Annotated in this window: 27 protein-coding genes and 1 pseudogene; 11 read left to right on the plus strand and 17 right to left on the minus strand. The window is 69.6% G+C overall.

Annotation, left to right across the window (positions count from 1 at the left end):
* Positions 1–56: 56 nt before the first annotated feature.
* The gene (locus ABZ128_RS22030) at positions 57–578 is read right to left on the minus strand and encodes a GNAT family N-acetyltransferase (protein ID WP_356850473.1); all 522 of its coding nucleotides are present in this window, start codon (positions 576–578) and stop codon (positions 57–59) included.
* Positions 579–938: 360 nt separating this feature from the next.
* Between ABZ128_RS22030 and ABZ128_RS22035 the strand changes: the two genes are divergently transcribed.
* The 4 genes from ABZ128_RS22035 (at position 939) to ABZ128_RS22050 (ending at position 3953) form a co-directional block, all read left to right on the plus strand.
* Entirely contained in the window at positions 939–1631 is a 693-nt protein-coding gene (locus tag ABZ128_RS22035) for a flavin reductase family protein (RefSeq protein ID WP_356850474.1), read from the plus strand.
* A gap of 446 nt (positions 1632–2077) precedes the next feature.
* Entirely contained in the window at positions 2078–2503 is a 426-nt protein-coding gene (locus ABZ128_RS22040; RefSeq protein WP_356850475.1) for a subtilase-type protease inhibitor, read from the plus strand.
* Positions 2504–2599: 96 nt separating this feature from the next.
* Positions 2600–3484, plus strand: a complete 885-nt coding sequence (locus ABZ128_RS22045; protein WP_356850476.1) for a hypothetical protein — start codon at positions 2600–2602, stop codon at positions 3482–3484.
* A gap of 37 nt (positions 3485–3521) precedes the next feature.
* Positions 3522–3953, plus strand: coding sequence for a cupin domain-containing protein (locus ABZ128_RS22050; RefSeq protein ID WP_356850477.1), 432 nt, complete (start codon positions 3522–3524; stop codon positions 3951–3953).
* Between the two features lie 55 nt (positions 3954–4008).
* Here ABZ128_RS22050 and ABZ128_RS22055 read toward each other — a convergent pair whose 3' ends face one another.
* The 8 genes from ABZ128_RS22055 to ABZ128_RS22090 all read right to left on the minus strand — a co-directional run bounded on the left by ABZ128_RS22055 (position 4009) and on the right by ABZ128_RS22090 (position 7883).
* Entirely contained in the window at positions 4009–4437 is a 429-nt protein-coding gene (locus ABZ128_RS22055) for a gas vesicle protein K (RefSeq protein ID WP_356850478.1), read from the minus strand.
* On the minus strand, positions 4430–4669 hold the full coding sequence (locus ABZ128_RS22060; protein WP_356850479.1) for a gas vesicle protein: 240 nt from the start codon (positions 4667–4669) through the stop codon (positions 4430–4432). The genes ABZ128_RS22055 and ABZ128_RS22060 overlap by 8 nt, the downstream gene beginning before the upstream one ends.
* Entirely contained in the window at positions 4666–5526 is an 861-nt protein-coding gene (locus tag ABZ128_RS22065; protein WP_356850480.1) for a GvpL/GvpF family gas vesicle protein, read from the minus strand. The genes ABZ128_RS22060 and ABZ128_RS22065 overlap by 4 nt, the downstream gene beginning before the upstream one ends.
* A complete protein-coding gene (locus tag ABZ128_RS22070; RefSeq protein ID WP_356850481.1) occupies positions 5523–5945 on the minus strand; it encodes a gas vesicle protein in 423 nt (140 codons plus the stop codon). The genes ABZ128_RS22065 and ABZ128_RS22070 overlap by 4 nt, the downstream gene beginning before the upstream one ends.
* A 22-nt stretch (positions 5946–5967) precedes the next feature.
* Entirely contained in the window at positions 5968–6216 is a 249-nt protein-coding gene (locus ABZ128_RS22075; RefSeq protein WP_356850482.1) for a gas vesicle protein GvpG, read from the minus strand.
* Positions 6217–6298: 82 nt separating this feature from the next.
* Positions 6299–7015 carry a GvpL/GvpF family gas vesicle protein gene (locus ABZ128_RS22080; RefSeq protein WP_356850483.1) on the minus strand — a complete coding sequence of 239 codons (717 nt, stop codon included), beginning with the start codon at positions 7013–7015 and terminating at the stop codon, positions 6299–6301.
* Between the two features lie 3 nt (positions 7016–7018).
* Positions 7019–7480, minus strand: coding sequence for a gas vesicle structural protein GvpA (locus ABZ128_RS22085; RefSeq protein ID WP_356850484.1), 462 nt, complete (start codon positions 7478–7480; stop codon positions 7019–7021).
* 28 nt (positions 7481–7508) lie between these two features.
* On the minus strand, positions 7509–7883 hold the full coding sequence (locus tag ABZ128_RS22090) for a gas vesicle protein (RefSeq protein WP_356850485.1): 375 nt from the start codon (positions 7881–7883) through the stop codon (positions 7509–7511).
* A gap of 213 nt (positions 7884–8096) precedes the next feature.
* Here ABZ128_RS22090 and ABZ128_RS22095 point away from each other — a divergent pair, with 213 nt between their 5' ends.
* The 3 genes from ABZ128_RS22095 (at position 8097) to ABZ128_RS22105 (ending at position 11411) form a co-directional block, all read left to right on the plus strand.
* On the plus strand, positions 8097–9059 hold the full coding sequence (locus ABZ128_RS22095; protein WP_356850486.1) for a histone protein: 963 nt from the start codon (positions 8097–8099) through the stop codon (positions 9057–9059).
* Between the two features lie 3 nt (positions 9060–9062).
* On the plus strand, positions 9063–10148 hold the full coding sequence (locus tag ABZ128_RS22100; RefSeq protein WP_356850487.1) for an SRPBCC family protein: 1086 nt from the start codon (positions 9063–9065) through the stop codon (positions 10146–10148).
* 168 nt (positions 10149–10316) lie between these two features.
* On the plus strand, positions 10317–11411 hold the full coding sequence (locus tag ABZ128_RS22105) for a PI-PLC domain-containing protein (RefSeq protein ID WP_356850488.1): 1095 nt from the start codon (positions 10317–10319) through the stop codon (positions 11409–11411).
* A 235-nt stretch (positions 11412–11646) separates the two neighbouring features.
* Here ABZ128_RS22105 and ABZ128_RS22110 read toward each other — a convergent pair whose 3' ends face one another.
* Positions 11647–12255 (minus strand): Imm21 family immunity protein, encoded by a 609-nt coding sequence (locus ABZ128_RS22110; protein WP_356850489.1) that lies wholly within the window; start codon positions 12253–12255, stop codon positions 11647–11649.
* Between the two features lie 64 nt (positions 12256–12319).
* Complete coding sequence (rox, locus tag ABZ128_RS22115; RefSeq protein WP_356850490.1) at positions 12320–13756, minus strand: rifampin monooxygenase; 1437 nt, start codon at positions 13754–13756, stop codon at positions 12320–12322.
* 495 nt (positions 13757–14251) lie between these two features.
* Here rox and ABZ128_RS22120 point away from each other — a divergent pair, with 495 nt between their 5' ends.
* The gene (locus tag ABZ128_RS22120; protein WP_356850491.1) at positions 14252–15490 is read left to right on the plus strand and encodes a hypothetical protein; all 1239 of its coding nucleotides are present in this window, start codon (positions 14252–14254) and stop codon (positions 15488–15490) included.
* Positions 15491–16760: 1270 nt separating this feature from the next.
* Here the strand turns inward: ABZ128_RS22120 and ABZ128_RS22125 are convergent.
* The 6 genes from ABZ128_RS22125 to ABZ128_RS22150 form a co-directional block, all read right to left on the minus strand.
* Positions 16761–17375, minus strand: a complete 615-nt coding sequence (locus ABZ128_RS22125) for a DUF4865 family protein (RefSeq protein ID WP_356850492.1) — start codon at positions 17373–17375, stop codon at positions 16761–16763.
* A gap of 71 nt (positions 17376–17446) precedes the next feature.
* Positions 17447–18013, minus strand: a complete 567-nt coding sequence (locus tag ABZ128_RS22130; protein ID WP_356850493.1) for a TetR/AcrR family transcriptional regulator — start codon at positions 18011–18013, stop codon at positions 17447–17449.
* A 137-nt stretch (positions 18014–18150) separates the two neighbouring features.
* Positions 18151–18822 (minus strand): DUF4360 domain-containing protein, encoded by a 672-nt coding sequence (locus ABZ128_RS22135; protein WP_356850494.1) that lies wholly within the window; start codon positions 18820–18822, stop codon positions 18151–18153.
* Between the two features lie 47 nt (positions 18823–18869).
* Positions 18870–19514 carry a DUF4360 domain-containing protein gene (locus ABZ128_RS22140; protein ID WP_356850495.1) on the minus strand — a complete coding sequence of 215 codons (645 nt, stop codon included), beginning with the start codon at positions 19512–19514 and terminating at the stop codon, positions 18870–18872.
* A 369-nt stretch (positions 19515–19883) separates the two neighbouring features.
* Positions 19884–20300: an Ig domain-containing protein gene (locus tag ABZ128_RS22145; protein ID WP_356850496.1), complete on the minus strand. Its 417-nt coding sequence runs from the start codon at positions 20298–20300 to the stop codon at positions 19884–19886.
* Between the two features lie 306 nt (positions 20301–20606).
* Complete coding sequence (locus ABZ128_RS22150) at positions 20607–21722, minus strand: serine hydrolase domain-containing protein (RefSeq protein WP_356850566.1); 1116 nt, start codon at positions 21720–21722, stop codon at positions 20607–20609.
* Between the two features lie 138 nt (positions 21723–21860).
* Here ABZ128_RS22150 and ABZ128_RS22155 point away from each other — a divergent pair, with 138 nt between their 5' ends.
* The 3 genes and pseudogenes from ABZ128_RS22155 to ABZ128_RS22165 all read left to right on the plus strand — a co-directional run.
* A complete protein-coding gene (locus ABZ128_RS22155; RefSeq protein ID WP_356850497.1) occupies positions 21861–22742 on the plus strand; it encodes an AraC family transcriptional regulator in 882 nt (293 codons plus the stop codon).
* Between the two features lie 175 nt (positions 22743–22917).
* Complete coding sequence (locus tag ABZ128_RS22160) at positions 22918–23562, plus strand: glyoxalase (protein ID WP_356850498.1); 645 nt, start codon at positions 22918–22920, stop codon at positions 23560–23562.
* Between the two features lie 81 nt (positions 23563–23643).
* Positions 23644–23883, plus strand: a pseudogene (locus ABZ128_RS22165) (hypothetical protein); the annotation flags it as partial.
* Positions 23884–23927: the final 44 nt, after the last annotated feature.

The following is a 23927-nucleotide window of genomic DNA, read 5'->3' on the forward strand; positions in this document are numbered from 1 at the left end:
CCTTCCCGCCCCAGCACCGGGGGGGCGGGCCGGGGGCGCCCCCCCCCCCCACGGGGTCATCGCTCCTGAAGGTCCGGCTTCGTGACCCTGAAGCGGGTCACGTTCTCCTCGGTGGTCCACCTATGGAAGCCGGCCTTCTCCAGCACGCGAACGGAAGCCGGGTTCGACGACTCCACGCCGGCGACCACGGTGTGGACGCCGGGCGCGGTGAGTGCGAACGCGGCGAGCGCCCGGGTGGCCTCGGGGGCGTAGCCCCGGCCGCGGCGGGAGGGCACGATGCCGTATCCGAGTTCGAGGATCCCCTCGTCGGGGGGCCAGAACAGGCCGATCGAGCCCACGACCAGGCCGCTGTCGCGTTCGACGACGAGACGGTGGCCGTGTTCGCCGAGCCAGGCGGGGTACTGCTCGAAGAGGCCCGCGATCACGCGGTCGCCTTCAGCGGGGAAGTCGTCGGCCCACTGGGCAGACCTGCTGTCGTCGAGGACCGCAGCGGCCTCGGCGGCGGTCCAGGGCCGCAGGACGAGACGATCGGTGGTCAGTTCGGCGTGGGCTGATGAAGATGAGAGGGAGAAGTGCACGTGTCATTCCTGGTCGTTGGATCGACCCGGACCGTGCTCCGTCAGTGCGCGGTCCGGACAAGGGCATGCTGAAGCGGGCCGTCGGCGGCCATATTCATCAACCTCCCTGTCCTGTGATCACGCGCTTCCTGCGCGGCGCGACGGTACCAACTGGCTCCGGTAGGAGCAAAGCGTTTTCCGGTACCGCGGTCGTCGGCTGCGACGGACCGGCCGGCTGGGGCGGTGTCCCACTCGGCCCGCACCGGAACGCGACGTCGTATTCCCGCCAGCGGTGACGGTCCCGCTCAGGAGAGAGTCGGCGACGGCTCGTGTTCCGATTCCGAGCCTGTCCGTCCGGCACTTTTGCGAGAGGTACTGCACATGCACGTCGTCCCCGGGCTCAAGGTCTTGTACTTCGGTACTCCTGTGGTGCTGATCAGCACACGCAACGAAGACGGCACGGCCAACCTCGCGCCGATGTCCTCCGCCTGGTGGCTGGGCCAGTCCTGCATGCTCGGACTCGGCAACGAAGCCCAGACCACCGCGAACCTGCTGCGGGACGGCGAATGCGTGCTCAACCTGCCCTCCGCGGCCATGGTGGACGCCGTGGACCGGATGGCACTCACCACGGGGAAACCCGCCGTGCCGGAATACAAGGTGAAGCAGGGCTACCGGTACGAGCCGGACAAGTTCGCCGCCGCGCGGTTGACCCGGCAGGCCTCGGAAGTGGTCGGCGTACCGAGGGTCGCGGAATGTCCGGTCCAGCTGGAGTGCAGGGTCGTCTCGGCCCATCCCTTCGGCGGTCCCGTTCCGTTCGCCACCGCCTTCCAGGTGGAGGTCCTTCGCGCGCATGTCGACGAGGAGCTGGTCATCCCGGGGACCTCCTACGTGGACCCGCTCGGCTGGGATCCGCTGATCATGAAGTTCTGCGAGTTCTTCGGCGGTGGCCGGAACGTCCATCCATCGAGGCTCGCCGAAGGCTGGAACATGCCGCACCAGCGCCGGTTGAACGCAGCGGCCGGCGCCGGACACCTCGGTGACGGCGTGCAGCAACGATCAGAGCCGGTGGTCTGAGGACTCCCCGGATACCCGGCTACGAGTCCACAGCCGCCCAACTCCCCGCCGAAGTAGGCCGGCTCGTCGTGCTCGTCCCTTCCGACGTCGACGACGACGGCAAGAGCCTGTCCTCCGTCCTCGGGAACGCAGTCACCCCGCAAGCGCACGGATTCGGACAAGCTGAATGGCATCCAGGTGAACGCAGGACGCCCGATGCCAGGTCAGTGGCGCACATCCGGGCGGGTGTTCCTGCCGTCACGCCCCGTTTCCGCTCGGAGCCGGAGTGCTCGCACCCCGCGCGAGCTGCCCGAACAACCATTTCGTTATCCGATATTCGAACGAGGTGTCCGTAAATCGGCCGTCGATGTGCGACGCACCTTCAGATCCGACAGACTCGACCCCACCGAAGCTCGACAACCCAAGGGATTGTCGCGCTTGACCTTCATATCGAAAGTGAGTCTGTCGTGCGTCATCGCTTCGCTGCTGTCTCTGCCGCCGCCCTCATGTGCCTGGCCGGCGCCACCGGCATGGCGGAGGCCAAGCCCACCAGCCTGTACGCCCCCTCCGCCATGGTCTTCTCCGTCACCCAGGGGGACGACGCCGCCGCCGGCACCGTCCTGCGTGCCGCCACCCTCAGCTGCATGCCGTCCGCGCAGGGCACCCACCCCGACCCCAAGGCCGCCTGTACGACCCTGAACTCCACCGGCGGCGCCTTCGACAGGCTGCTGGCCGCGCCCGACGTGAACCGCGCGTGCCCGATGCACTACGCGCCCGTGACCGTGACTGCGGACGGCGTCTGGCAGGGCGGCCGGGTCTCCTGGAAGCACACCTTCGCCAACAGCTGCACCATGTCCGCGACCCTGAACGGCAACGCCGTCTTCGCGTTCTGATCCCCGCTCCCGGCCCGACCGCCACGGGCCGGACCCCCCACCGCGCCCACACGCGACCGAGTGGCCGGAGGCGCCCGACGGGCAGACCCTGAAAGGGTGGATACCGCGGGACGCGCGGCTGCGGCCTCCGGCGCGAACGGGTTCCTGGAGAACCCCGTCGTCGGCATGGCCCCGTGGATCGTCTTCTCCCTGCTGGTCGGACCCGGCCGGTTCGAGGTCGCGGTCGGACTGGCCCTGGCGAGTGCCCTGGCCCTGGTCGTCCTCGGCCGCGTCGTCCGCCGCGGCACCTCGTGGAAGCTCCTGGAACTGGCCGACCTGGTCTTCTTCGCCGGCATGGCCGTCGTCGGCGCCCTGGCCGGTCCGGGCACGCTGCGCTGGCTGGAAACGTACGCGGGCGAAGTGTCCAACATCGCGCTGGTCCTGATCGCCTTCGGCTCGATGGCCGTCCGCCTGCCCTTCACCCTCCAGTACGCCCGCGAACAGGTCGACCCCGCGCGCTGGCACAGCCCCGCGTTCCTGCACGCCAACTACATGATCACCGCGGTGTGGGGGCTGGCCTTCCTCGTGGCGGCGGTGGCGGGCGGCTACGGGGACCTGGTGCTGCACAACCCGGACAACATCTGGACGGCCTGGATCATCCAGATCCTCGCCATCGTGGCCGCCCTCCGCTTCACGGGCTGGTACCCGGAGGTGGTCCGCGCCCGCGTCCGGCGCGAGAGCGGACAACCGGTGACGGAGCAACCCCGGCTGGCCGGTCTGCTGCTTCCGCTGGCAGGGCTCCTCGTGCCGATCGGGATAGCGGTGCTGATCTTCACCGACGTGTGGTGGCCGGGCGTCGTCCTGATCGTGGCCGGCGGCTGGCTGACCAAGGCCCTCGGCGACAAGACGTCCCGCTCCGAGGTGACGCCCACAGGCCCCACTGACACCACCGGCACCTCGGGCACCTCAGGCACCTCCGGCCCTGGAAGGCCCGGCGACTGACCGTCAGGTGAAGGGCCTCATGCATCAGGATGTGCGCATGGGTGAGATTTCCGAACTGGTGACGTGCCTCGGACTGGAGCCGCATGTCGAGGGCGGGTGGTTCCGGCGGACCTGGCAGACCGGGCCGGAAGCGGTTCCGCAGGGGTACGCAGGGCCGCGCCCGTTCGCGACCGGCATCTATTTCCTCCTGCACCCCGGCGAGGTCTCCCGCTGGCACCGGGTGCGCTCGGACGAACTGTGGCTGTGGCACCGCGGCGGCCCGCTGACCTTGCGGCTCGGCGGCAGCGGGGCCGCGCCCGACGAGGGGGCGGCCACAGTGGTGGGGCCCGACGTCGAACGGGGGCAGCAGCCGCAGTTCCTCGTACCGGCCGGCGTCTGGCAGAGCGCGGAACCGGCCGGTGACGAGCCGGTCCTCGTGACGTGCGTCGTGGCGCCCGGATTCGATTTCGAGGACTTCGAGATGCTGTGACGGCTCACGGAACGCAGGTCGTCAGGAACGCAGGTCGTTCAAGAACGCACGCCGTTCAAGGGGGTCGGCTTCGGGGCGGGAGGAGCGGACCCAGCGGCCCGAGGTCGAGGTTGAGGTCTTCCAGCGTGTAGCCGTGCTCTGCGCACAGCTCGGCCAGTCGGTCGTGGAGGGCGAGGAGCGTGGCCCCCAGTTCCTCCTCCTGCTCGTCCGTGAGGTCTCCTGCGTCGACCCGGCGCAAGGCCTGGCGCTCGATGAGCTGACGCAGGAGTTCCACCAGAGTGAGGACGAGTTTGAGCAGGTCCTCTTCCACGCTCTCGCGGTCCGTGTACATGCGGTGCGCCGCGCGCGCAGGCCCGTTGCGCGGCGTGGGCGTGGGGGGTGCCTGGACGAGCCGGAACGCCTGCGACATCGAGTCGCCGATGCCCCGCAGGTCGCCGCCCGGATCCTCCCGCCCGGGGTCGCGCTCGGGGCGTTCCTCATCCATGTCGGCCGCTCCTCCGGGTCTCCGGCCCCGCCCGTGCCTCCGCGGCGGGAGTCGTCTCGGAGCTGACGGACACGATGAGGGCGCGCAGCGAAATGCGGACGAGATCGATGTCTGCGATGGACAGCACGATGTCGCCGGTGATGACGACGCCGCCGCTGAGCAGCCGGTCGAGGAGGTCCACCAGCGCCACTTGGCGCCCGGGCAGCGGTTCGCCGCGCTCCGCGAGGGTCATGGGCCGTGCTCCTCGCCCGGGGCCGCGTCCTGGGGCTCGCCGGCCGGCATGGCGAAGGAATAGGGCGCCCAGGGGCCGGTCACCTCGACCCGAACGCCGTCGAAATCGCCTGCCACCTCCTCGATGGCCGCGCGGAACAGGTGCGCATGCTCGTCGGGGACCAGGTATGCGTCGTTCAGGACGTTCTCCGCCGGCCCGGTCAGGGCGCCGCTCTGGGCCGGGTGGCGTACGCGCTGCGTGGCGTAGCGGGAGGCCGTGGCTTCGATCGTCGCGGCGGCCTCCTGCGCGCGTCCGTACATGGCTTCGAGGGCGTTGTGCTGGGCCCTGCGCCGCCGGAGGTACGCCTTTCCGGGGCTCTCGGGCGTGTCGGTTCCGGCTTCGGCGGCGGGTCCGGAATCCGTCGGGGCACCGGCGTGGGCGAGGTAGATCTTCACGCCGAATTCCGTGTGGGCGGTGAGCCGGGCGAGTCGTGCGGCGAGCACCGGCTGCTGCTCGGCGAGGGCCCGGCGGGCGCGGTCGTCGTCCTGGTAGACGGTGGCCATGCGCAGCGGGAGGACGGTGGCGTGCGCGGAGAGTGCCTGTACGACGTCGTGGTGGGCCCGCGCGACGTTTTCGAGCCACTCCAGGTCCTCGAAATGGTTCTTGAGCGCGTTCTCGTTGAAGTCGTTCCGCGGTACATGGCTGACGGCGAAGGCCAGGGGCGCCGGTGCGTCGTCGGCGCCGGGTGCGGAGGCTGCGGTGACGAAGTCGACGGGCGAGCCGTAGATCCCGCGAAGGCGCGCCGACACGTCGCGGAGCTCTTCCGTGAGCGGGGCCGCGGCGTAGACGTACGTGAGGGTTCCCTCGGAGGTGTTCATCGTCGGCGCCCCCGTGCGGGCCCGCCGCCCGCACCGCTCTCGGGTTCCTCGTCGGTCGTGCCCGGGGGGAATTCCGTTCCGTCGAGCCGTTCGCGGCGCAGGGCCTCCAGTTCGGCGCGCAGGCGGCGGTTCTCCTGCTCCAGGGGGCTGCCGGTGTGCCGGGAGGAGAGCGAGGGGTCGTGTTCCCACCAGTCGATGCCCATCTCTTTCGCCTTGTCCACGGAGGCGACCAGGATCCGGAGCTTGATCGTCAACAGTTCGATGTCGAGCAGGTTGATGCGGATGTCACCGGCGATGACGATCCCCTTGTCCAGGACCCTCTCCAGGATGTCGGCGAGGCTGGAGGTGCTCTGCCCGTACGGCATGGGGGCGGCGCGGGAGGGAACGGATCCGAGTCGGCCGGGTAGGGGCTCAGACACGATGACGGCCTCGCTTCCCCCGTCAGGGACGTTGCTCGCGGAACTCTGCGATCTCGGTCAGCCGGTCGATGAGCTCGTCCTCCCTGCGGTCGAACGTGTCCTGGTCGATCTCGCCGCGCAGCAGGCGCTGCTCCAGGTCGGCGAGCTCGCGCCATACGGGCGCCGGGTCGTAGTACTCGTCCTCAGCCTTCTCCGCGACCCGCTGGGCGGCCCATACGACGGCGCGCACGGGTGCGACGGGGAGGGTGAGCAGATGTGTCAGCAGGCCCATGGTCCGTGTCCTCCTCTGGCAGGTGTGCGGGGAGCGTCCCGGGTGCGGGGGCGTCCCTCGGGTGCAGGGGCACCGGTGGTCACTAGACGAAGCTGTACGGGGGCAGGGGTCCGGTGAGCCGGAAGTCGACGCCGCCTTCGATCTGGCGGGCGAGGCTGGCGTGCGCCGCCAGGAAGTCGTCCTTGCTCTCGTGCGGCACCAGCAGCGAAAGGTTGAGGAAATCGGGGCTGGAAGGCGGACGGGTGACGTGCTCGCGGGCGTAGGGCAGCAGCGCCTGGACCAGGCCCGCGGCCAGCGTGTCCTGGCGTTCCTGCACTTCCCGCGCGACCATTTCGCCCAGGGCGAGGGGTAGCTGCGGATCCTGGTCGCCGCCCCGGATCCGTTCGTTGAGTGCCCTCGCGTCGGGGGAATCCTGCAGGATCTGGCGCAGCAGCTCTTCCTCGTCCTCCTGGGACGCCCTCACGTGGTACTCCGCACAGCCGTCGAGTCGCCGGAGAGTGGCCAGGTAGCCGTCGGCGTTGTCTTCGAGGGCCTGCTGCACCACGGCGTCGTCGGTGGCCACATAGCCGAACTGGAGCGGCAGGACCACCGCGTCCGCCATGAGGCGCTGCTGCACCTCCTGGTGCACCTGGAGGTCCCTGCGCTTGGGTTTGACCTCTTCGGAGACGTCGCTGACCACTGCGGACAGGGGTCCGGCGGTGACGGTGCGCACGGGCGAGGGCTCGGAACCCACGCCGGTCAGACCGTCGAGGCGGTGGGGGTGGTCCTTGCCGGTGATCGCATACACGTAAAGCGCCATCGGTTACTCCTTTTCCCGGCGTACCGGCCGCCGGGCGGGACGCCGCCGCCTGGGCGCGGCCTCGTCTTCGGTTTCCTCCTCTTCCGGTTCCTCCGCCTTGGAGGAGCGGCCGGTCAGGGATTCGGTCACGGCGTCGACCGCCCCGCTCAACGCCCCCTTGGACTTGCCGCGGGCCCCGCCTTCCATCATGTTCCCGACGACTTCGGGCAGCTGGGCGGGAGCCTTGCGGCCCGCTTCGAGGTCGAGTCGGTTGCATGCTTCGGCGAAACGCAGGTAGGTGTCGACGCTGGCCACCACGATCCGGGCGTCGATCTTGATGAGCTCGATGCCCACCAGTGAGACGCGCACGAAGACGTCGATGACCAGCCCACGGTCGAGAATGAGCTCCAGGACGTCGTACAGGGTGCCCGTGCCGCCTCCTCCGCCCCTGCTCACGCTGCTGCCGCTCTGCGGCACCATGGTCATGACGCCTCCTTTCCCGGCGGGCCTGTCTTCAGGTCGGCCGGTCGATCATGCCTCGGCTGTAACGGCGGGTCCGTTCGTAGGAGACCAGTCGGCCGTCCGGATCCAGGGCGACCTTGTAGCTGGCCATCACGCTGGTCGTGTCGGGAATGCGTTCGAGTTCCACCACCTCCACCTGGGCCTCCCAGCCGTCCTCCGTCGGCTTGAGGGAGGAGACGGAGTCGGGAGCCCGACCCAGCAGGTACGCCAGCTGCCCGGCTGCGGAGCGCATCGCCGAAGCCGCGTCGGGGACCCCGTCGGATTGCCGTCTGGCGGGAGCGCGGCGGACGGGCGGCCTGTCCGGTTCCTCGGCGTCGTCGGCCGGGCGGCGGACTCTACGCGGACGTGTCGGTTCTCCTGCGGCCATAGGTCACTCCACTGGGGGAACACCACTTGCCGAAACTACAATGTCATCATATATGGAGGTATGTCCCGTATCGGGGGTAGGCGGCTTACGGACCGCCTGAGCGGGGCCGTCTCCCGGCCGGTACGCAGCACAGCCGGGCACATCCGCGGACCCAGACGGCTTTCTGGGCGGCGACGACAACCCGCAAGCGCCCTGGTGAAGGGACAGCAGCTCATGCAGGACACGACCAAAATCGCGCTCGCGGCCGCCGTGGCCGGGGGCTATGTACTGGGACGCGCGAAGAAGGGCCGCCTCGCGTTCACGGCGGCGACCTATCTCGCCGGCCGCCGTTTCGGTCTTGAACCGGGCCAGCTCATGACGCAGGGTCTGGGCAAGCTCAAGGAGATGCCGCAGTTCGCCGAACTCGGTGACCAGCTTCGGGGCGAGGCCCTTGACGCGGGCAAGAGGGCGCTGGGAGCCGCCGCCAACCGCAAGCTCGCCGACTTCGCCGATTCCCTCCACCAGCGGACGCTCGAACTCACCAGCGCCGGCGGCAAGGGAGCCGAAGAAGAGCCCTACGAGGACGAGTACGAGGAAGAGGGCGAGGACGAGGGCAAGGAGGGCTACGCAGAGCCGGAGGCCGAAGAGGAAGAAGAAGAGGAGGAGGAAGAGGAGGAGGAGCCGGAGGAAGAGGAGGAGCCGGAGGAAGGCGAGGAAGACGAGCAGGAAGCGGAGGAGGCCTACGAGCCGGAGCCCGAGGAGGAGGAAGAGGAAGAGGAAGAAGAGCCGGAAGAAGAACCGCCGCCGCGAACGCGCGGCCGACCGCCGACACGGGCCCGCACCGCCGCCAGGCCGCCCGCCCGTAAGACGCCGCGACGACGACCGGGCGCATCGGAACCGTCGGCTCCCGCGAGGAAGACCGCGGCCAAGAAGACCGCCACAAAGAAGACCGCTGCGAAGAAGACGGCCGCCAAGAAGACGGCAGGACGATCCGCAGCCGCCAAGAAGACGGCCCCGTCCAAGACGGCTGCCAAGAAGACGGCCAAGACCGCACCGGCGAAGAAGGCTGCATCGCGCGGTCCCGCACGCAAGACGGCGGCGAAGAAGACCGCGGCGCGCACACCGGCACGCAAGACTGCGGCGAAGAAGACCGCGGCCAAGAAAACGGCAACTCGCAAGCCGTCCACGCGGAGGTAGGTCATGGCACAGTCCGACCGCGCCAACGCGCAGGAATCCAAGTCGGGGCTGGACCAGCTGTTCCAAGAGCTGTCCGCATTTCTGGGCGCCCAAGCCGAACAGCTCGCCGACAAGGCCTCGGAGAAGCTGGGGGACGTCACCGACCAGCTCCAGGACGTGGCCCAAGGCAGCGGGAAGCTCTCCGACGTCGCCGGCATCGGAGGCCGGCTGCTGCAGGGCGATTCGCCCCTGAAGGCCGTGGTGGGGCAGGGCATCGGCGGCCTGAAGGACAAGGTGACCGACGCCGCCTCCCAGATGTTCGGCAAGGGCAAGAAGGGCCGCAAGGGCGGCGGCAAGGTCATCAACATCATCGAGTTCATCGACGTGGGTCTGCCGCTGCGCACCGTGTACGACCACTGGACGCAGTACGAGGACTTCAGCGGCTTCGCCAAGGGGGTGCGCGACGTCTCGCGCAACGACGACACCACCAGCGACTGGAAGGTGAAGGTCGGCCCGTCGACCCGCTCGTACAAGGCCACCGTCCAGGAGCAGGTTCCCGACGAGCGGATCGTGTGGACCTCCGAAGGTGCGAAAGGAACCACGCGCGGCTGCGTGAGCTTCCACGAACTCGCCCCGTCGCTGACCCGGATCGTCGTCGTGGTCGAGTACTACCCCTCCGGCCTCTTCGAGAAGACCGGCAACATCTGGCGCGCTCAGGGCCGCCGCCTGCGCCTGGACCTCAAACACTTCCTGCGGCACGTCTCCCTCACCACCGACGAGCCGGAAGGCTGGCGCGGCGAGATCCGCGACGGCGAGGTGGTCCGCACGCACGAGGAGGCTCTGGAAGAGGAAGGCGAGGGCGAGGAGGAAGGCGAAGGCGAGGACGAGTACGAGGACGAGTACGAAGAAGGCGGGGAAGGGGACGGCGCCGAAGAAGACGAGGAAGAAGCCGAGGAGGACGAGGAGGAACCCGAGGACGAGTACGCCGATGAGGAGGAGTACGAAGACGAGGACGAGGCCCCCGACGAGGAGGAGGCCGAGGACGAGGAGGACGAGGACGAAGCCGAGGAAGAGTACCGACCCCGACGGAGGCAGCGGCAGAGGCAGTAGACGGCAGCTTCCACGCCGTCGAAACGTGGCGAAGGGCCGACGGGAACGTCGGCCCTTCGCACGGAGGTGGCACAGCGCGCCGCGCGCTGTGGGGGGCGCAGCGTCGAATACCGGCCGAACGTGTCGCCGGAGCAGCGGATCGACGGCCCGCGCGCTACCCTCCCGCGCATGATTGGCATGGACATGATGCGATGGTGGTCGCCTGCACCCCGGACCACCGCCTGCGCACCCCTGAGACGAACCGGCCGGCACGCCTTCCTGTGCGTCCTCCTCCTGACCCTCCTGGGCACCGCGGCCACCTCGGCGGCCTCGGCCGGGGCCCGGGCGCCCTCACCCGTCACGGTCTCCGCCGGCACGCGCCCGACCGCCGCGGCAACCGCCCGGTGGGGCGCCCGCCGCCTCGACGAGGTCGCGTTCCTGACCACTCACAACGCCTTCACCAACTATGAGGACTCCCGCTGGAGTTCGGTGAACCAGGCCGAGTCGGTACGGGCACAGCTCGACAACGGCGTACGGGGCCTGAGCCTGGACACGCACTGGTACGAGCGCAGCACATGGCTGTGCGTCATCAGCTTCGGCAGCGACTGCTACCCGAGCGACGTCTACCTGTGCCACGGCGACTGCAAAACCTTCGCCGGAGCGACGTACGCCCTGCCGCGGCAGTCCTTCCAGGGCACGATGCAGACGGTGGTGGACTTCCTCGCCGCCCACCCCGAGGAGGTGGTGACCGTCTTCCTGGAGGACTACGTCAGCGCCGAGCAGCTGCAACAGTCCCTCGGGCGGGTCAGGGGGCTGCCCGAGCTGCTGTTCCGGGCCGACGAGTGGGGTGTCCGGCAGAACGGATGGCCGAAGGTGGCCGACCTCGTCACCGCCGGCAAACGCCTGCTGATCTTCTCCGACCGCTCCGACCGCGAGCACCTGGGCGTCATGTACGACAAGGCGTGGACGGTGAGCAACTACTGGAGCCTCGGCGACCTGGGCAACGACCTCGCGTGCGTCAGCCGCTGGTCCGATCTTCCCCTGGACCGCCAGGAGCCCGGATTCCGCAGGCTGTTCACGATGAGCCACCACCGCAACGTGCCCACCGTCCTGACGGCGTCCCTGGACAACGGCACCAAGCTGCGCAACCGGATCGCCGAGCAGTGCCGGACCGCGGCAGGGGGCCGCACCCCGAACTACGTCTCCGTCGACTTCCACCGTCTGTCGGACGGCAGCGGCCACACCCCCGCCTCGATCGTCGCGGAGCTCAACGCGGGCCCTTGAGCGAAGAGCGGCGGTCAGGCGCCGGGTAGGTGCCCGAGGGCTTCGCGGAGGACCGTGGGGGCGTGGTGGTCGAGGGTCGTGCCGAGGTGGCGCGGCCGGGCACGTCGTTCCGGGTCGCCTCGCTCGACCAGTGCCTTGACCCACTCTCTCTTTTCGCGAAGCCCGGTATCGGGCCGGCTCGGCGTGGCCGCGCCTGCCTCCGACGAGCAGGTCCGTTGCGCTGCGCGTGCAGGCGTCAGGCCGGTCGGAAGCGTACGAAGTCGACCTCGTCGGCGTTGGTGGCGAACTCGACACGCCAGTGGCCGGGCCCGAGCGTGATGACGCCCACGCCGTCGTCGGCCGGGATCCGTTCCGGATCGCCGGCGCCTGCGAAGGCCGAGTCGAACATGAAGAGCCGGCCATCGACCAGCGAGATGACCTCGGTCCCCACGGAGCGCCAGCTCTCCGCGGAGACCCTCCGGGGATCGTCGTCGGCTTCGTACTCCGACGAGCGGACCAGGGTCCCGCCTTCGCCGTCCGCCTCGAACCGCGTAGGGACCTCGCCGTCGAGCACGAGCACCGGCTGCTCCTGTACCTCGACCCATCCGAAGCCCCCGAACGGCGTCGGCTCCGAAACGGCCGGACAGCACGCCCGGTCGTAGTCACATTCCGGGCCGCCCGGCGCACCCCAGGTCCACCCCTCCGGAACTTCGACGCCCGAGGGAGGCAGCGTTCCCCGCCAGTGTGCGGCAGCCTCCGCCGGGACCACGACGATCGGGCCGCCACCCGAGGTCGTCCACGGCCGGCCGTATTCGTCTACGTTCGTCGTCCCCACCTGAGCACTCCCCGTGCAATCCGTGTCCACCGCATGCCGTCACGCGGCCGCCACCATTCTTTCCCGTGGTGGAGCGCGTACGGCCACCGCCGCCTCAGCCGGTGGCCGTGCCGAACCACCTGGGCAGGCGACGCAGCAGATCCTGCTGGTCCTCGCCGGCCCACGCCACGTGCCCGTCCGGCCGCAGCAGCACCGCGGGCACGTCCAGTTCCGCGCTGACGTCGACGACGTGGTCGACCCGGTCGGCCCAGCCCGCCACCGACAGCCGGCCGGTCTGGTCGAGCAGCAGTCCGCGGCCGCCGTGCATCAGCGCGTAGAGGCTTCCCCGCTTCAGCTTCAGGTCCCGCATGCGCCGGCCGAGCAGGTCGTGCCCCTCGCCGAGGTCGTAGCGGACCCCGATCGCAGTGATCTTCTCGATGAGGTACTGGTTCACCTCCTCGAAGGCCACCAGCTCCGCCATCAGCCGGCGTACCGCCAGGGCACCCGGCCGGGGGGACATCAGCTCGGTCTGCGCGCGGGTGTTGTCCAGTACGTCGGCGGCCACCGGGTGGCGTTCGGCGTGATAGCTGTCGAGCAGCCCCTCCGGCGCCCAGCCGCCCACTTCGGCGGCCAGTTTCCAGCCGAGATTGAAGGCGTCCTGGATGCCGAGGTTGAGTCCCTGCCCGCCGGTCGGCGGGTGGATGTGCGCCGCATCGCCGGCCAGCAGGACGCGGCCGGTCCGGTAGCGCTCGGCCAGCCGGGTGGCGTCGCCGAAGCGGGAGAGCCAGCGCGGTGAGTGCGCGCCGAAGTCGGTGCCGGCGAACACCCGCAGCTGCTGCTTGAACTCCTCCAGGGTCGGGGCGGCCGTGCGGTCCTCGGCCACTCCTTGCGCGGGCACGACGATGCGGTACACCCCTTCGTTGCCGTCCACATCGGGAATGGCCCCGAACCACAGCTGAGACTTGCGGACTTCCGTGACGACGGCGCTCACCGTGGCCGGATCCTCGGTCAGCTCCATGTCGCCCAGCAGCGTCTCGATCGTGGCGGGTTCGCCGGGGAAGCCGACGCCGAGCAGCTTGCGCACGGTGCTGCGGCCGCCGTCGCAGCCGACGAGGTAGCGCGAGCGCAGCTGCGTGCCGTCGGCCAGCCCGACGGTCACACCGTGGTCGTCCTGGCTCAGCCCGACCAGTGCGCAGCCGCGCCGGATCTCGGCGCCGAGTTCGGTGGCGCGTTCGGTGAGCAGGCGTTCGGTGACGGTTTGCGGGATGGCGAGCACGTACGAATGCGTCGTGTCGAGCCGGTCCGGCCACGAGGTGCCGAGGCCCGCGAAGAAGCCGCCGACCCGGAACTGCTCACCGAGCGGAAGGAACCGCTCCAGCAGGCCGCGCTGGTCCATCACCTCGACGCTGCGGGCGTGCAGACCGCGCGCACGGGACTGCCTGGGCGGCTCCGTCTCCTTCTCCAGCACGAGCACGCGGACACCGTGCAGCCGCAACTCGGCGGCCAGCATCAGACCGGTCGGTCCACCGCCGGCAACGATGACGTCAATCATCAAATCCCCCATTCCGCGGACAAAGCCCATGCACTCCGCGAATCACTGATATCCGCAGGTTCCGGCTTCGGTGGGAGATTCTGCAGTACGACCGGGGCCTTGCCGCAAGGCCCCCCGTGCGCTATATGTTGAGTGTGGCAAGGAGTGGGCAATCTCCTTGCCATTGTCTTTTTCCGTCCGTCGCGGACGGACAAGCCCCTTCTCTTCCGTGGCATTCCTTCCACGGCACGGTCTCGCGTACGGCGAGCTGGCGGTCCCGGTCCTCGGACGCCGGAGGAGCACTTCCAGGTGCAGCCCCGTCAGGCGTTCGCCACACTGATCGGGAAGCACGGCACCGTACCGGAGGCGCGGCCTGGGCGATGCCGCACACGTTGCGGTCCATCGAGCTCACCCCGACGAGACGAGCACGGAGCCGGAGATGATCGAAGTTCCCCTGTCCGTGCGTCCCGTCGGAACGGCGCGGCCGGTTGGCCGTGCGGTGCGGGTATCCCGCCGATGATCGACATGGTTCCCGGACGTGCACGGGCGCAACCCGCCCTGCCATGGCGCCCCGGCTGGCGCCACCGACTGCTGCCTCCGGCCGTCGCATGGCTGGTCACGAACCTCATCACCTGGCTGGTCGCGGGCGCGTCCGTGACCGGCGACGGATCCGCCGTCTCCTATTGGTCCACGGACGGCCGCCGCCGCTGGGATTCCGAGCACTACTTGTCCATCGCCGAGCGCGGCTACGAGATGTTCCGGTGCCGGGACCGTTACGCGAACTTTCCCGATGTCGTGTGTGGAAATGTCGCCTGGTTTCCCGGCTACCCCATGTCGGTCCGGGCGCTCTCCGCCACCGGGCTCTCCTACGAGGTGTCCGCTGTCGTCGTCACCGAGGTGTCGCTGTTCGGCATGTTCGCGGTGCTGTGGGGGCTGCTCGGCGCCCGCCTCACCTGGGCGACCGGCCTCACTCTCGCCCTGGCCACGGTCTTCCCGGGCGGCGTCTATTTCCATGCGATGTTCCCGATCGCCCTCGGAACGCTGGCGTTGCTCGTCTGTATCGCCGGGGTGAAGCGCGGTTCCTGGGGCATTGCCGCTGCCGGTGGTTTCGTGGCGGCCGCCTGTCATCTGGTCGGCGCGGCTGCCGTCGGCATGCTGCTGTTGAGCCCGTTCTTCGCGTGGCGAAGCGACACGCGGCCGGTACGTGTCGCAAAGGCGGGTTCGGCTGCGGCGCTCGCGGGCTGCGGGGTGCTCTGGGCCAAGTGGCTGATGTGGCAGGCGACGGGCCGCTGGGACGCGTACGAGACGATCCAGAGGTCCAGCTACAAACAAGGCGGCCTGCGCCAGCCCTTCACCGAGATGAGGAAGGCCTACGATTTTCCGTTCAGCGCCTGGTACACACCCGAGGGGCACCTGCCGTGGCTGGTGGAACACGGTCTCTCCGCGCACCGGACCCAGCTCTGGCTGAACATCGCCTTCGTGGTGCTCATCGTGGCGACGGCCGCGGTTCGACTCGCCCGGAACCGCCGGCTCGCCACCGAGGAGTGGGCCGCATTGGTCCTGACGGTGGCGATCTTCTGGCTGCCGTTCTTCGCCGGCGCGGAGATGTCGTGGTACCGCAACCATGCACAGATGTTCGTCGGGGCCGTCCTGGTCAGGTACATGGCCCGATGGGTTCAGGTAGCGCTGCTGGCCCTTTGCCTGGTCCAGTACGCCCTGCTGGGGGCCATGTTCTTCGCCGGGGTGCTGGTGTAGCCGCGGGGGCGCGCAGCGGCGTGTGGACCGGTTCACGAGGCCTTCGATGCCTTCGAGGCCTTCGATGCCTTCGAGTGGACCTCGTTCAGCCGCCAGAAGAGGCGGTTGTCCATGCATGCGGTCAGGTACGGAACTCCCTCTGTACGACCTGAACCGCGGGCATCTCCGAGCATGCGCACGGCGAGGCTCCGATGGGTGGACTTCCAGCGCTGACTGCATCCGGGGGGCGGTCGGCAGGCCACACGCCGTCTCGAACCGCTTGTACTGCTCGGACTGGATGGCGCCGGCTCCCTGGGTGAACTGTCGGAAGGTGGAGAATTGCTCCGCGCGCATCGTGGCGACCATCCGGAAGAGTGCTGCGGAACGCCCGAACCTTGCGGTCGCACGGTCCACACGCTCCACGAAGGATTCGATGCGCCGCTCACGCAAGGCCCTGACGGATTCCTTGATGTCCGTCGAGATCGCGGTGAAATCATTTCATGAGCCCGAAGGGCTCGGATGAAGAAGTACTCGTCATGCACGACGTACACCGGCTGGACGGATACGTCGAACCAATGGCCGGCGTCCGTCGCCGGAGGCCGGGGCAGGCGGGCGAGAAGGTCTTCGTTTCCACGATTCGGCCGTCTCGGCCACTCGGGCCGGCAGGTCGTGGGCATCCGAGGGGCCGAGCCGGCCGCCCACGAACCGCAGGGCGTGACGCAGCCGCTTGCGCAGGATCGCCGGGTCCGGCCGGCCAGCCCCGAATGCCGTTCCTCCAGCAGGAGCTCCAGCAACGGCAGCGCGAGATAGCTCCGGTTCCAGAAGCGCCCTTCGTGCTTGTCCAACGTGCAGTCGAGGAACGCTTCGAGGAACGGCCGGTCCACGGTGTGGAGGTCACGGACGTCGCGCATCTGGTCAAGTGTCCTCGGCGGCAGGAAATGATTCCCCCTGCGCCGGACCTGTTCCGTGAGGGCACGCGCCAAGGAGATTCCGTCGAGGTCGGCCGGTATGTTCACGCCGGTCGCCCAGCGCTTCACTTCCTGGAATCCGGCCGCGCGGGGACCGCATGGGGGGCGAGTCGGAAATTCGAGGTTCTTTTCGGCGTTTATTCCACGGCATCCCTCTCCGGCGGCCGCCCGAAAGCATCCACCCTTTCGACAGTCAGTCGGCATGCGAATCGAGCGGATCCGGCGGGGGCCCATCCGGCGGGTGTGCTCTTCCGCGCAGGCCGGACCGACGTGGCACTGGCGATTCCGGCAGGAAGAGCAGACCCGGCAGCGGGCCGAGGGGGCTACCAGGACCGCCCCTCCGGCAGGTGGCTCAGGCCGGGTGCGGACAGGTGCAGCACCTCGTAATGCTCGGTGGCCGACGCGTCCGGTGCGGCGGTGTCCTTCCAGAGGACGAACCGCATCAGCTGCCAGTGGTGCGGGTCGACCGCGAGGGCTGCGGTGTGGACGTCGGCGTGGCGGGCGAGCTCGCGTAGCTCTTCGGCCTCCCGCTCGATCCGGGCGGTCAGCTCCAGGCCGGTGGGGTCGGAGCCGGAGTCGTCGGGGAGCGGGGTGAGGCGGCGCGAGGCGGCCCGGGGGGCCGTCGTACGGGCGGGGCCGGCGTGGCAGGCGATGCCGGTCCAGTGCCGCGTGACCGGGCGCCCGAAGTCCCGGATGATGTTCTGGAATCCGCCGCCGCCGACGAGGAACCGGGCCATCGCACCGGTGTCGTTCCACAGGTAGAAGGGCGCGTACTGGTTGACCGGCGAGCCGTTGACGCCGCGTTCACGGATGACGTACGCCTTGAGGCCCAGCCCGGCGCGCCCGTCGAGGACGTGGCCGCCCTCGGTCACGCGCTTGCGGATGATCTGCATGTCGTAGTCGGCGGGCAGGGTGATCTCGTACTGCTTGGCGTACACGAAGGTGCTGCCTTTCGCGGTGGACGGTCAGGGGGTCGGCGGGCGGCCGTCGGCTGTGGAGGCGGGCTCGGTCACCGGGTGCCGTGTGCGGTCAGCAGGGCGAGTACGCCGGTGACGGCCTGGTCGAACGGCGTCACGGAGTCGGCGGCGCGGGCCAGGACGTAGCCGCCCTGGAGGACCGCGACGACCGTCGCGGCGGCGGCCTGCGGGTCCAGCCCGGGTCCCAGTTCGCCGCGTTCGCGGCCCTCGGCCAGGACCTCCGCGAGGCGCTCGCGCAGCCAGGCGAGGGTGTCGTCGACCGGGGCCCGGAGCGCCGGATCGGCGATGACGTCCGGGTCCTGGGTGAGGCGTCCGATCGGGCAGCCCTTGAGGACGTCCCGCTCCCGGCGGAGGTACGCGGTGATGCGGTCCAGGGCGGTACCCGGCGCGGCGAGCTGTTCCTCGGCCTTGGCGCGCATCTCCTCGGCGGTGCGGTGGATCGCGGCGAGTGCCAGGTCCGGCTTGCCGGCGAAGTGGTGGTACATGCTGCCCTGCCCGGCGCCGGCCCGCTGCTGGATCGCTTTGGGGCTGGTGCCGGTGTACCCGCGCTCCCACAGCAGTTCGCGGGTGCTTTCGATGAGGCGTTCGGCAGTGCTCATGCGAGGAGTGTACATACCAGTAGGTACAGAGCGACGATCCGCCGAGGCGGTTCGGGGGGACAGCCCCGGCCTCCACGGCCCGGGGCTGCCCGGTGGTCGACGGTCGTTGACGGTGGTCGACCGTTGTTGACGGGGGGTCAGGGGTTGGGGCACACCTGCCAGGCGAGGTGGTAGAGGGTGCTGACGCTGGTGTCGGTGGAGTCCATCGTCATGAAGCTGGTCACGGCCTGCGGGTTGGATGTGCCGGCATTGACCCGCAGTTCGGTGTTGATGTTGAAGTTGCGCTTTTCGCCGCACGGCGCCCAGACGAGATCCGCGTACTCGGTCTTGTCGGTCGCCTGCCAGTTGTCATTGTGCGGGCCGTTGAACTGGTGGGTGCGCTGGGTGGTCTGGGGCATTCCCTGGAAGTAGTAGTTCGCCCGCTCCTGCCCCCACGCACCCGGCTGCAGAAATGCGAATCCACGGTAATCCGCCTGGACGATCGCGTAGGTGAATCCCGAAGGAACGTGAACGCGCAGATTGAGCTGGCAGTTCTTGCGGAATGAGGTCGGCGGCGCACCGGGTCCGACCTGCGCGAGGTACTCACTGTAGGTGACGGTGAAGGCGGTGTTGTCGGGCGCGACCGCGACTTGGGCGGTGTCCTCGCGGCAGCCGGATCCGTTCACCGTGGCGAGCTCGATCACGATCTTGTCGGGGGGTGCGGTGATCTGCGGGGTGTGGCCCGTGGCTGCGGCTCCCGGGGTCGCCGTCGCGATCAGTGCGGCGGCTGCGGCGCCGGTGAAGAGGGTGCGGGACAGGGAAGGGGACATCGTTGTCGCTCCTGACCGTGGTGGGTGGTTCCTGCGCTCACGCCGTCTCAGGCCCCGGGACATTCCTTCCAGGCGAAGTGGTAGACGGTGCTGACGCTTCCGTCGGTGGAGTCCATGCTCATGAAGCTCAGGGCCTGTGGGCTGGAGGTTCCCGCGTAGACGCGCAGCTCGCTGTTGACGTTGAGGTTCCGCTCCTCGCCGCAGGGCGCCCAGACCAGGTCGGCGTACTCGGTCTGGTCACTGGCTTGCCAGTTGTCGGAGTACGGGCCGTTGAACTGGTGGGTCGTGCGGGCCGTCTGCGCCATGCCCTGGAAGTAGTAGTTGGCGCGCTCCTGGCCGTACGCCCCGCGCTGGAGGTGGGCGAATCCGCGGTAGTCGGCGCGGGCGATGGCGTACGTGAAGCCCTGCGGCACGTGGATCTGCAGGGCGAGCTGGCAGTTCTTGCGGAAGTCGGTCCCGCTGGAGCCGGCGCCCGCCTGGGCGAGGTAGTTGCTGTACGTGACGGTGAAGGCGGTGTTGTCGGAGGCGGCCGCGACGCTCGCGGTGCCCTGCGGGCACCCCGAACCGTTGACGCCGACCACGTCGACCGTGATTCTCCCGGGCGGATAAGTCGCCGTATCGGCCTGCGCGGGCAAGGCCAATGCGGACAACACCGCAACCGCCGCGCCGACGGTCAGTTTGCGCAGCACCATGCGTTTCTCCATTCAATCGGAGTCGCCGCGAATTTCGGCATGCACATGCCACCACGCGCTGCACGGCCTGAGAAGGCCGCGATACGGCCAACAGCCCGCCGGGGGTACGCGCTGGCCGAATTCCGCACAACGGAAACGGGCCGGCCTCCGAAGAGGCCGGCCCGCCGTGGCGGTGCGGGAGGGGAGGCCGACAGGGCCCGTGAAGTCCGGGAACGCACGGCCGGGCGGGGAGCGGCCGCGGCCTACGGCGCCGGCTCTCACGCCTGCGAGGCCCTGCCTCCGCCACTCGATACGGTCAGTGCAAGGCACTGCGACTGGCCGAAGCGGCGTCTGCGGGCCCGGCCCGGCGGGGCGCCGGGCGTCGGTGGATCAGCAGAGCGGGCAGGCGTCGCGGATCACGCGCCAGGTGAAGACGGTGCTGCCCGAAGCGCCGGTCGCGTCCTTGGCGACGACGGTCACGGTCCGGCTGCCACTGCCGCGCAGGAGACCGGTGATGAGCCCGGTCGAGGAGTTGATCGTGGCGCCCACCGGCAGGTTGACGGCCGACCAGGTGTACGGCTTCACGCCCCCGGTGGCTGACATCTGGAGGTAGGCGGAGTCGTACTGGAGGCTGACCTGGGTGCCGGGATTCGCCACCACCGGGGCGGCAGCCACCTCCCGGACCGCCGGGGCGCCGGGCTGGGCGGCGGCGGCCGCGACACCCTGACCCATCGGCACGGTCAACAGGGCCGCAAGGCCGAGGGTGAGCGCGGCCAGACGGCGCGGGATACGCAGGGATGTGCTCAACGGAACCTCCGAACTCGTCGGGAGACGGCGCCGTTCCGGAATGGGTTCCGGACGCCACCACTCCCCCGTACCGGGTAAGTGTGTTCGAGGTGCGATGGGGCGTCGGAATCATAGGGTGACGCCGAGCGCGGGGTCGACGCCGTCCAGCCGGACCGAGACGTTCAGACCCGCCGGGGGCCGCGCGTGAACCAATGGCCTTCCGAGCGCGGGCGCGTCGGGCCCAGGTGTTGAACGCGTTCAGGCGCGGCGTCGGCGGGAAGGTCTGCGTCACACTTCGTTGATGGTCGTACTGCCCCCGCTGCTCTGTCAGTGCAGGCCGCTGTAGGCGGCCATCACGATCTCCATGCCTCGGTTGTCCTCCTGCCGGTCCCGGTCGATCATCTGGTTCATGACATAGGCGACCGTCATGCGTGAATCGGGATCGTTCACGACCAGCGAGCCGCCCCAGCCGCCCCAGCCGAAGGTGTTGCCGAACTTACCGAAGCCCGCGGTCCAGGACATCGGGGTCCCCAGCACGCGGTCGTCACCGCGGAACACTTCCTGCCACGCGGGCTCGCAACCCTGGGGGGACAGCAGTCGCACGCCGCCGGCCGAACCCCGGTTCGCCAGTACCGACTGGACAAGGGCGACAGAGCGAGCGTTGCCGAAGCCGTTCACCGCCGGGTTCTGCGTACGGCGCCAGGGCACGGAGTTGGCGTCCTTGACCCGGATCGCGGCGCCGGTGCTCTCCCGGCGTGTGCCATCCGGTCTCAGTGGTGCGCTGGCGGCGTACTCGTCGGTCAGTGACGGCGGTGGGATGAGCGGTGCGACGCGGTGGTCATGCTCGGTGGAGAGCCCGATGTGGAAGTCTGCGCCCAGCGGTGTGGCCACCTCGTCGGCGAAGAACTCGCCAAGACTGCGGCCGGTGATGCGGCGGACGATCTCGCCCACGAGGAAGCCGAAGGTGAGCGCGTGATAGCCGGCGGCTGTCCCCGGCTCCCATTCGGGCGCCTGCGCGGCCAGCCCTGCCGTCACGCCGTCCCAGTCGTAGAGCTCCTCGACCGTCCTCGGCCCGGACAGGTCCGGCAGCCCCGCCGTGTGTGACAACACGTGCCGTACCAGCACGTTCTCCTTACCGGCCGCGGCGAACTCGGGCCAGTAGGCGGCGACCGGCGCAGACAGATCGAGCTCGCCCCGATCGGCCAGTATCAGCGCGCACAGGGCGGTCATGTTCTTGGTCACCGAGTTCACGCCGGTGAGGGTGTCGCGCTCCCAGCTGACGGAGCGGTCCGCATCGGCGTACCCGCCCCAGATGTCGACCACCGGCTCGCCGTCGATGGAGACGGCCGCCGAAGCACCCACGTCGTCCTTGCCGAGCGAAGCTGCGAGGGCCGCACGGACTGCGGCAAACCGCGGATCACAAAATCCCTTGATGTCTGTCATGGGCGTAAGCCTCAGGTGCGCCCATGACTTCCTGCCCGACAATGTCCGCACTGGTTTTGTCGGGCGGGGCGCGATCACATCTTCTCTGCTCCAGCGAGGCGGTCTGACGGCGAGACACAAGAAAGAAGGACGGAGAGCATGCTGGAGCGGATGAATCAGGCGCTGGACCACCTGGACGCCTGCCTCGACGGTGACGTCGACATGGCCGAGGTGGCCCGGATCGCCGCGGTGTCGGAGTACCACTTCCGGCGGCTGTTCTCCGCGCTCGCCGGGATGCCGCTCCCGGTGTACGTGCGGCGCCGACGGATGACGCTCGCCGGGGCCGAGGTGCTGGCCGGGGAGCTGACGCTGCTGGATGTCGCGGTGCGGTACGGGTACGGCTCGGGCGAGGCGTTCGCCCGGGCGTTCCGGTCGGTGCACGGCATCGGGCCGGGCGAGGCGCGGCGTACGGGTGCGGTGCTCACGGCGCAGCCGCGCATGTCCTTCCGTGTCGTCGTCGAAGGAAGCGCGGCCATGCGGTACCGGATCGTGGAGAAGGAATCCTTTCGGATCGTCGGCAGGAAGGGCCGGGTCCCGCTCGTACACGACGGGGTCAACGCGGCCGCTGCGGCGCAGGTGGAGAGCCTGGACGGGCAGGCGATCGTACGGCTGAAGGAGCTGGCCGGCCGTGAGCCGGAGGGGATCCTGTCGGCGGCGGTGTACCTGACAGACAGCCGGGAAGAGGGCGCCGAGGTCGACTACTGGATCGGCGTGGTGACGGGCCCCGAGGCGGCCGCCGAGGAGTTGGACGCCCTTGACGTGCCGGCCGGGACCTGGGCGGTCTTCGACAACCGCGGGCCCTATCCGAGCGCCCTCCAGCAGCTGTGGCGAGATGTGTTCACGCAGTGGTTCCCCTCGAACCCGTACGTGAGCCGGCAAGGTCCGGAGCTCTTGCGGACGCGGCCGGTGGAGATCGGCGCGGAGACCGACTCCCAGCTGTGGATCCCGGTCGAGCGGGGCAGCGGGGGCCCTGGGGTGTGATCACTGGGCCTGTCCCCCGCGTCCAGCCGTAAAACTGCTGGTCGAGCCCGAGCGCGCGACGGCGCTGCTGCGGCGGGGCGGCCAGGGTGGAGGTGGTGCCGGCGCGTGTGGCGAAGCAGGTGGCAAGACCGGTCAGGAATCGAGAAGCCCCGGCGACGGTGCAGCCCCTAGCGTGATGGTCATGGCAATCACCACTTCCACCGCAGCCCACACGTCCCTCGCGTCCGTCACCCTTGAGGTGGCCGATCCTGAGGCCGCCCGCCGCTTCTACACCGCCTTCGGTGTGGACGCGTACGTACGCCTGCGGGCCTCCGAGGCCCGTTCCACCGGTTTCCGCGGCTTCACCCTGGCGCTGACGGTGTCCGGGCCCGCCACCGTCGACGGCTTCGTCGCAGCCGCCGTGGACGCCGGCGCCACCGTGCTGAAGCCCGCCGCGAAGTCGCTGTGGGGTTACGGCGGCGTCATCCAGGCCCCGGACGGGACGATCTGGAAGATCGCGACCTCGGCGAAGAAGGACACCGGCCCCGCCACGCGTGAGATCGACGAGTTCGTCCTCCTGCTCGGCGTCGAGAACGTGAAGGCCACCAAGCAGTTCTACGTCGGCAGGGGACTGGCCGTGGCCAAGAGCTTCGGCGGCAAGTACGCCGAGTTCGCCCCCGGCACCGCCGGCCGCGTCAAGCTGGCGCTGTACAAGCGCCGTGCCCTGGCCAAGGACCTCGGCGTCCCCGCCGACGGCACCGGCTCGCACCACATCGTCCTCGGCAGCACCGCCGACACCTTCACCGACCCGGACGGCTTCGCCTGGGAGGCCACCGCTTAGCCTCCCCCGCCGTCCTGGCTCTGGACCCCACACTCCTGCACACCGCCCTGTCTCACCTTGCACGAGAGGAAAAGCGCTGCCGCCGCTCCGGACCTCGCGCCCAAGCTCTGGTACGGGATGCCCGCGTACGCCTGGGACGGCAAGGTCGTGTGCCACTTCCAGAGCGCGGAAAAGTTCAAGTCCAGGTACGCCATGCTCGGCTTCAGCGACCAGGCGGCCCTCGACGACGGTGCGATGTGGGCGACCTCCTTCGCCCTGAAGGAGCTGACCGCGCCCGATGAACAGCGCATCAGCGCCCTCGTGAAGAGGGCGGTGGGCTGAGGCCGGCCGAGGGGGTCGGCCAGGTGCTCGACCGTGCGGTGGGT

Source organism: Streptomyces sp. NPDC006326 (genome assembly GCF_040612915.1).
Taxonomy (GTDB): domain Bacteria; phylum Actinomycetota; class Actinomycetes; order Streptomycetales; family Streptomycetaceae; genus Streptomyces.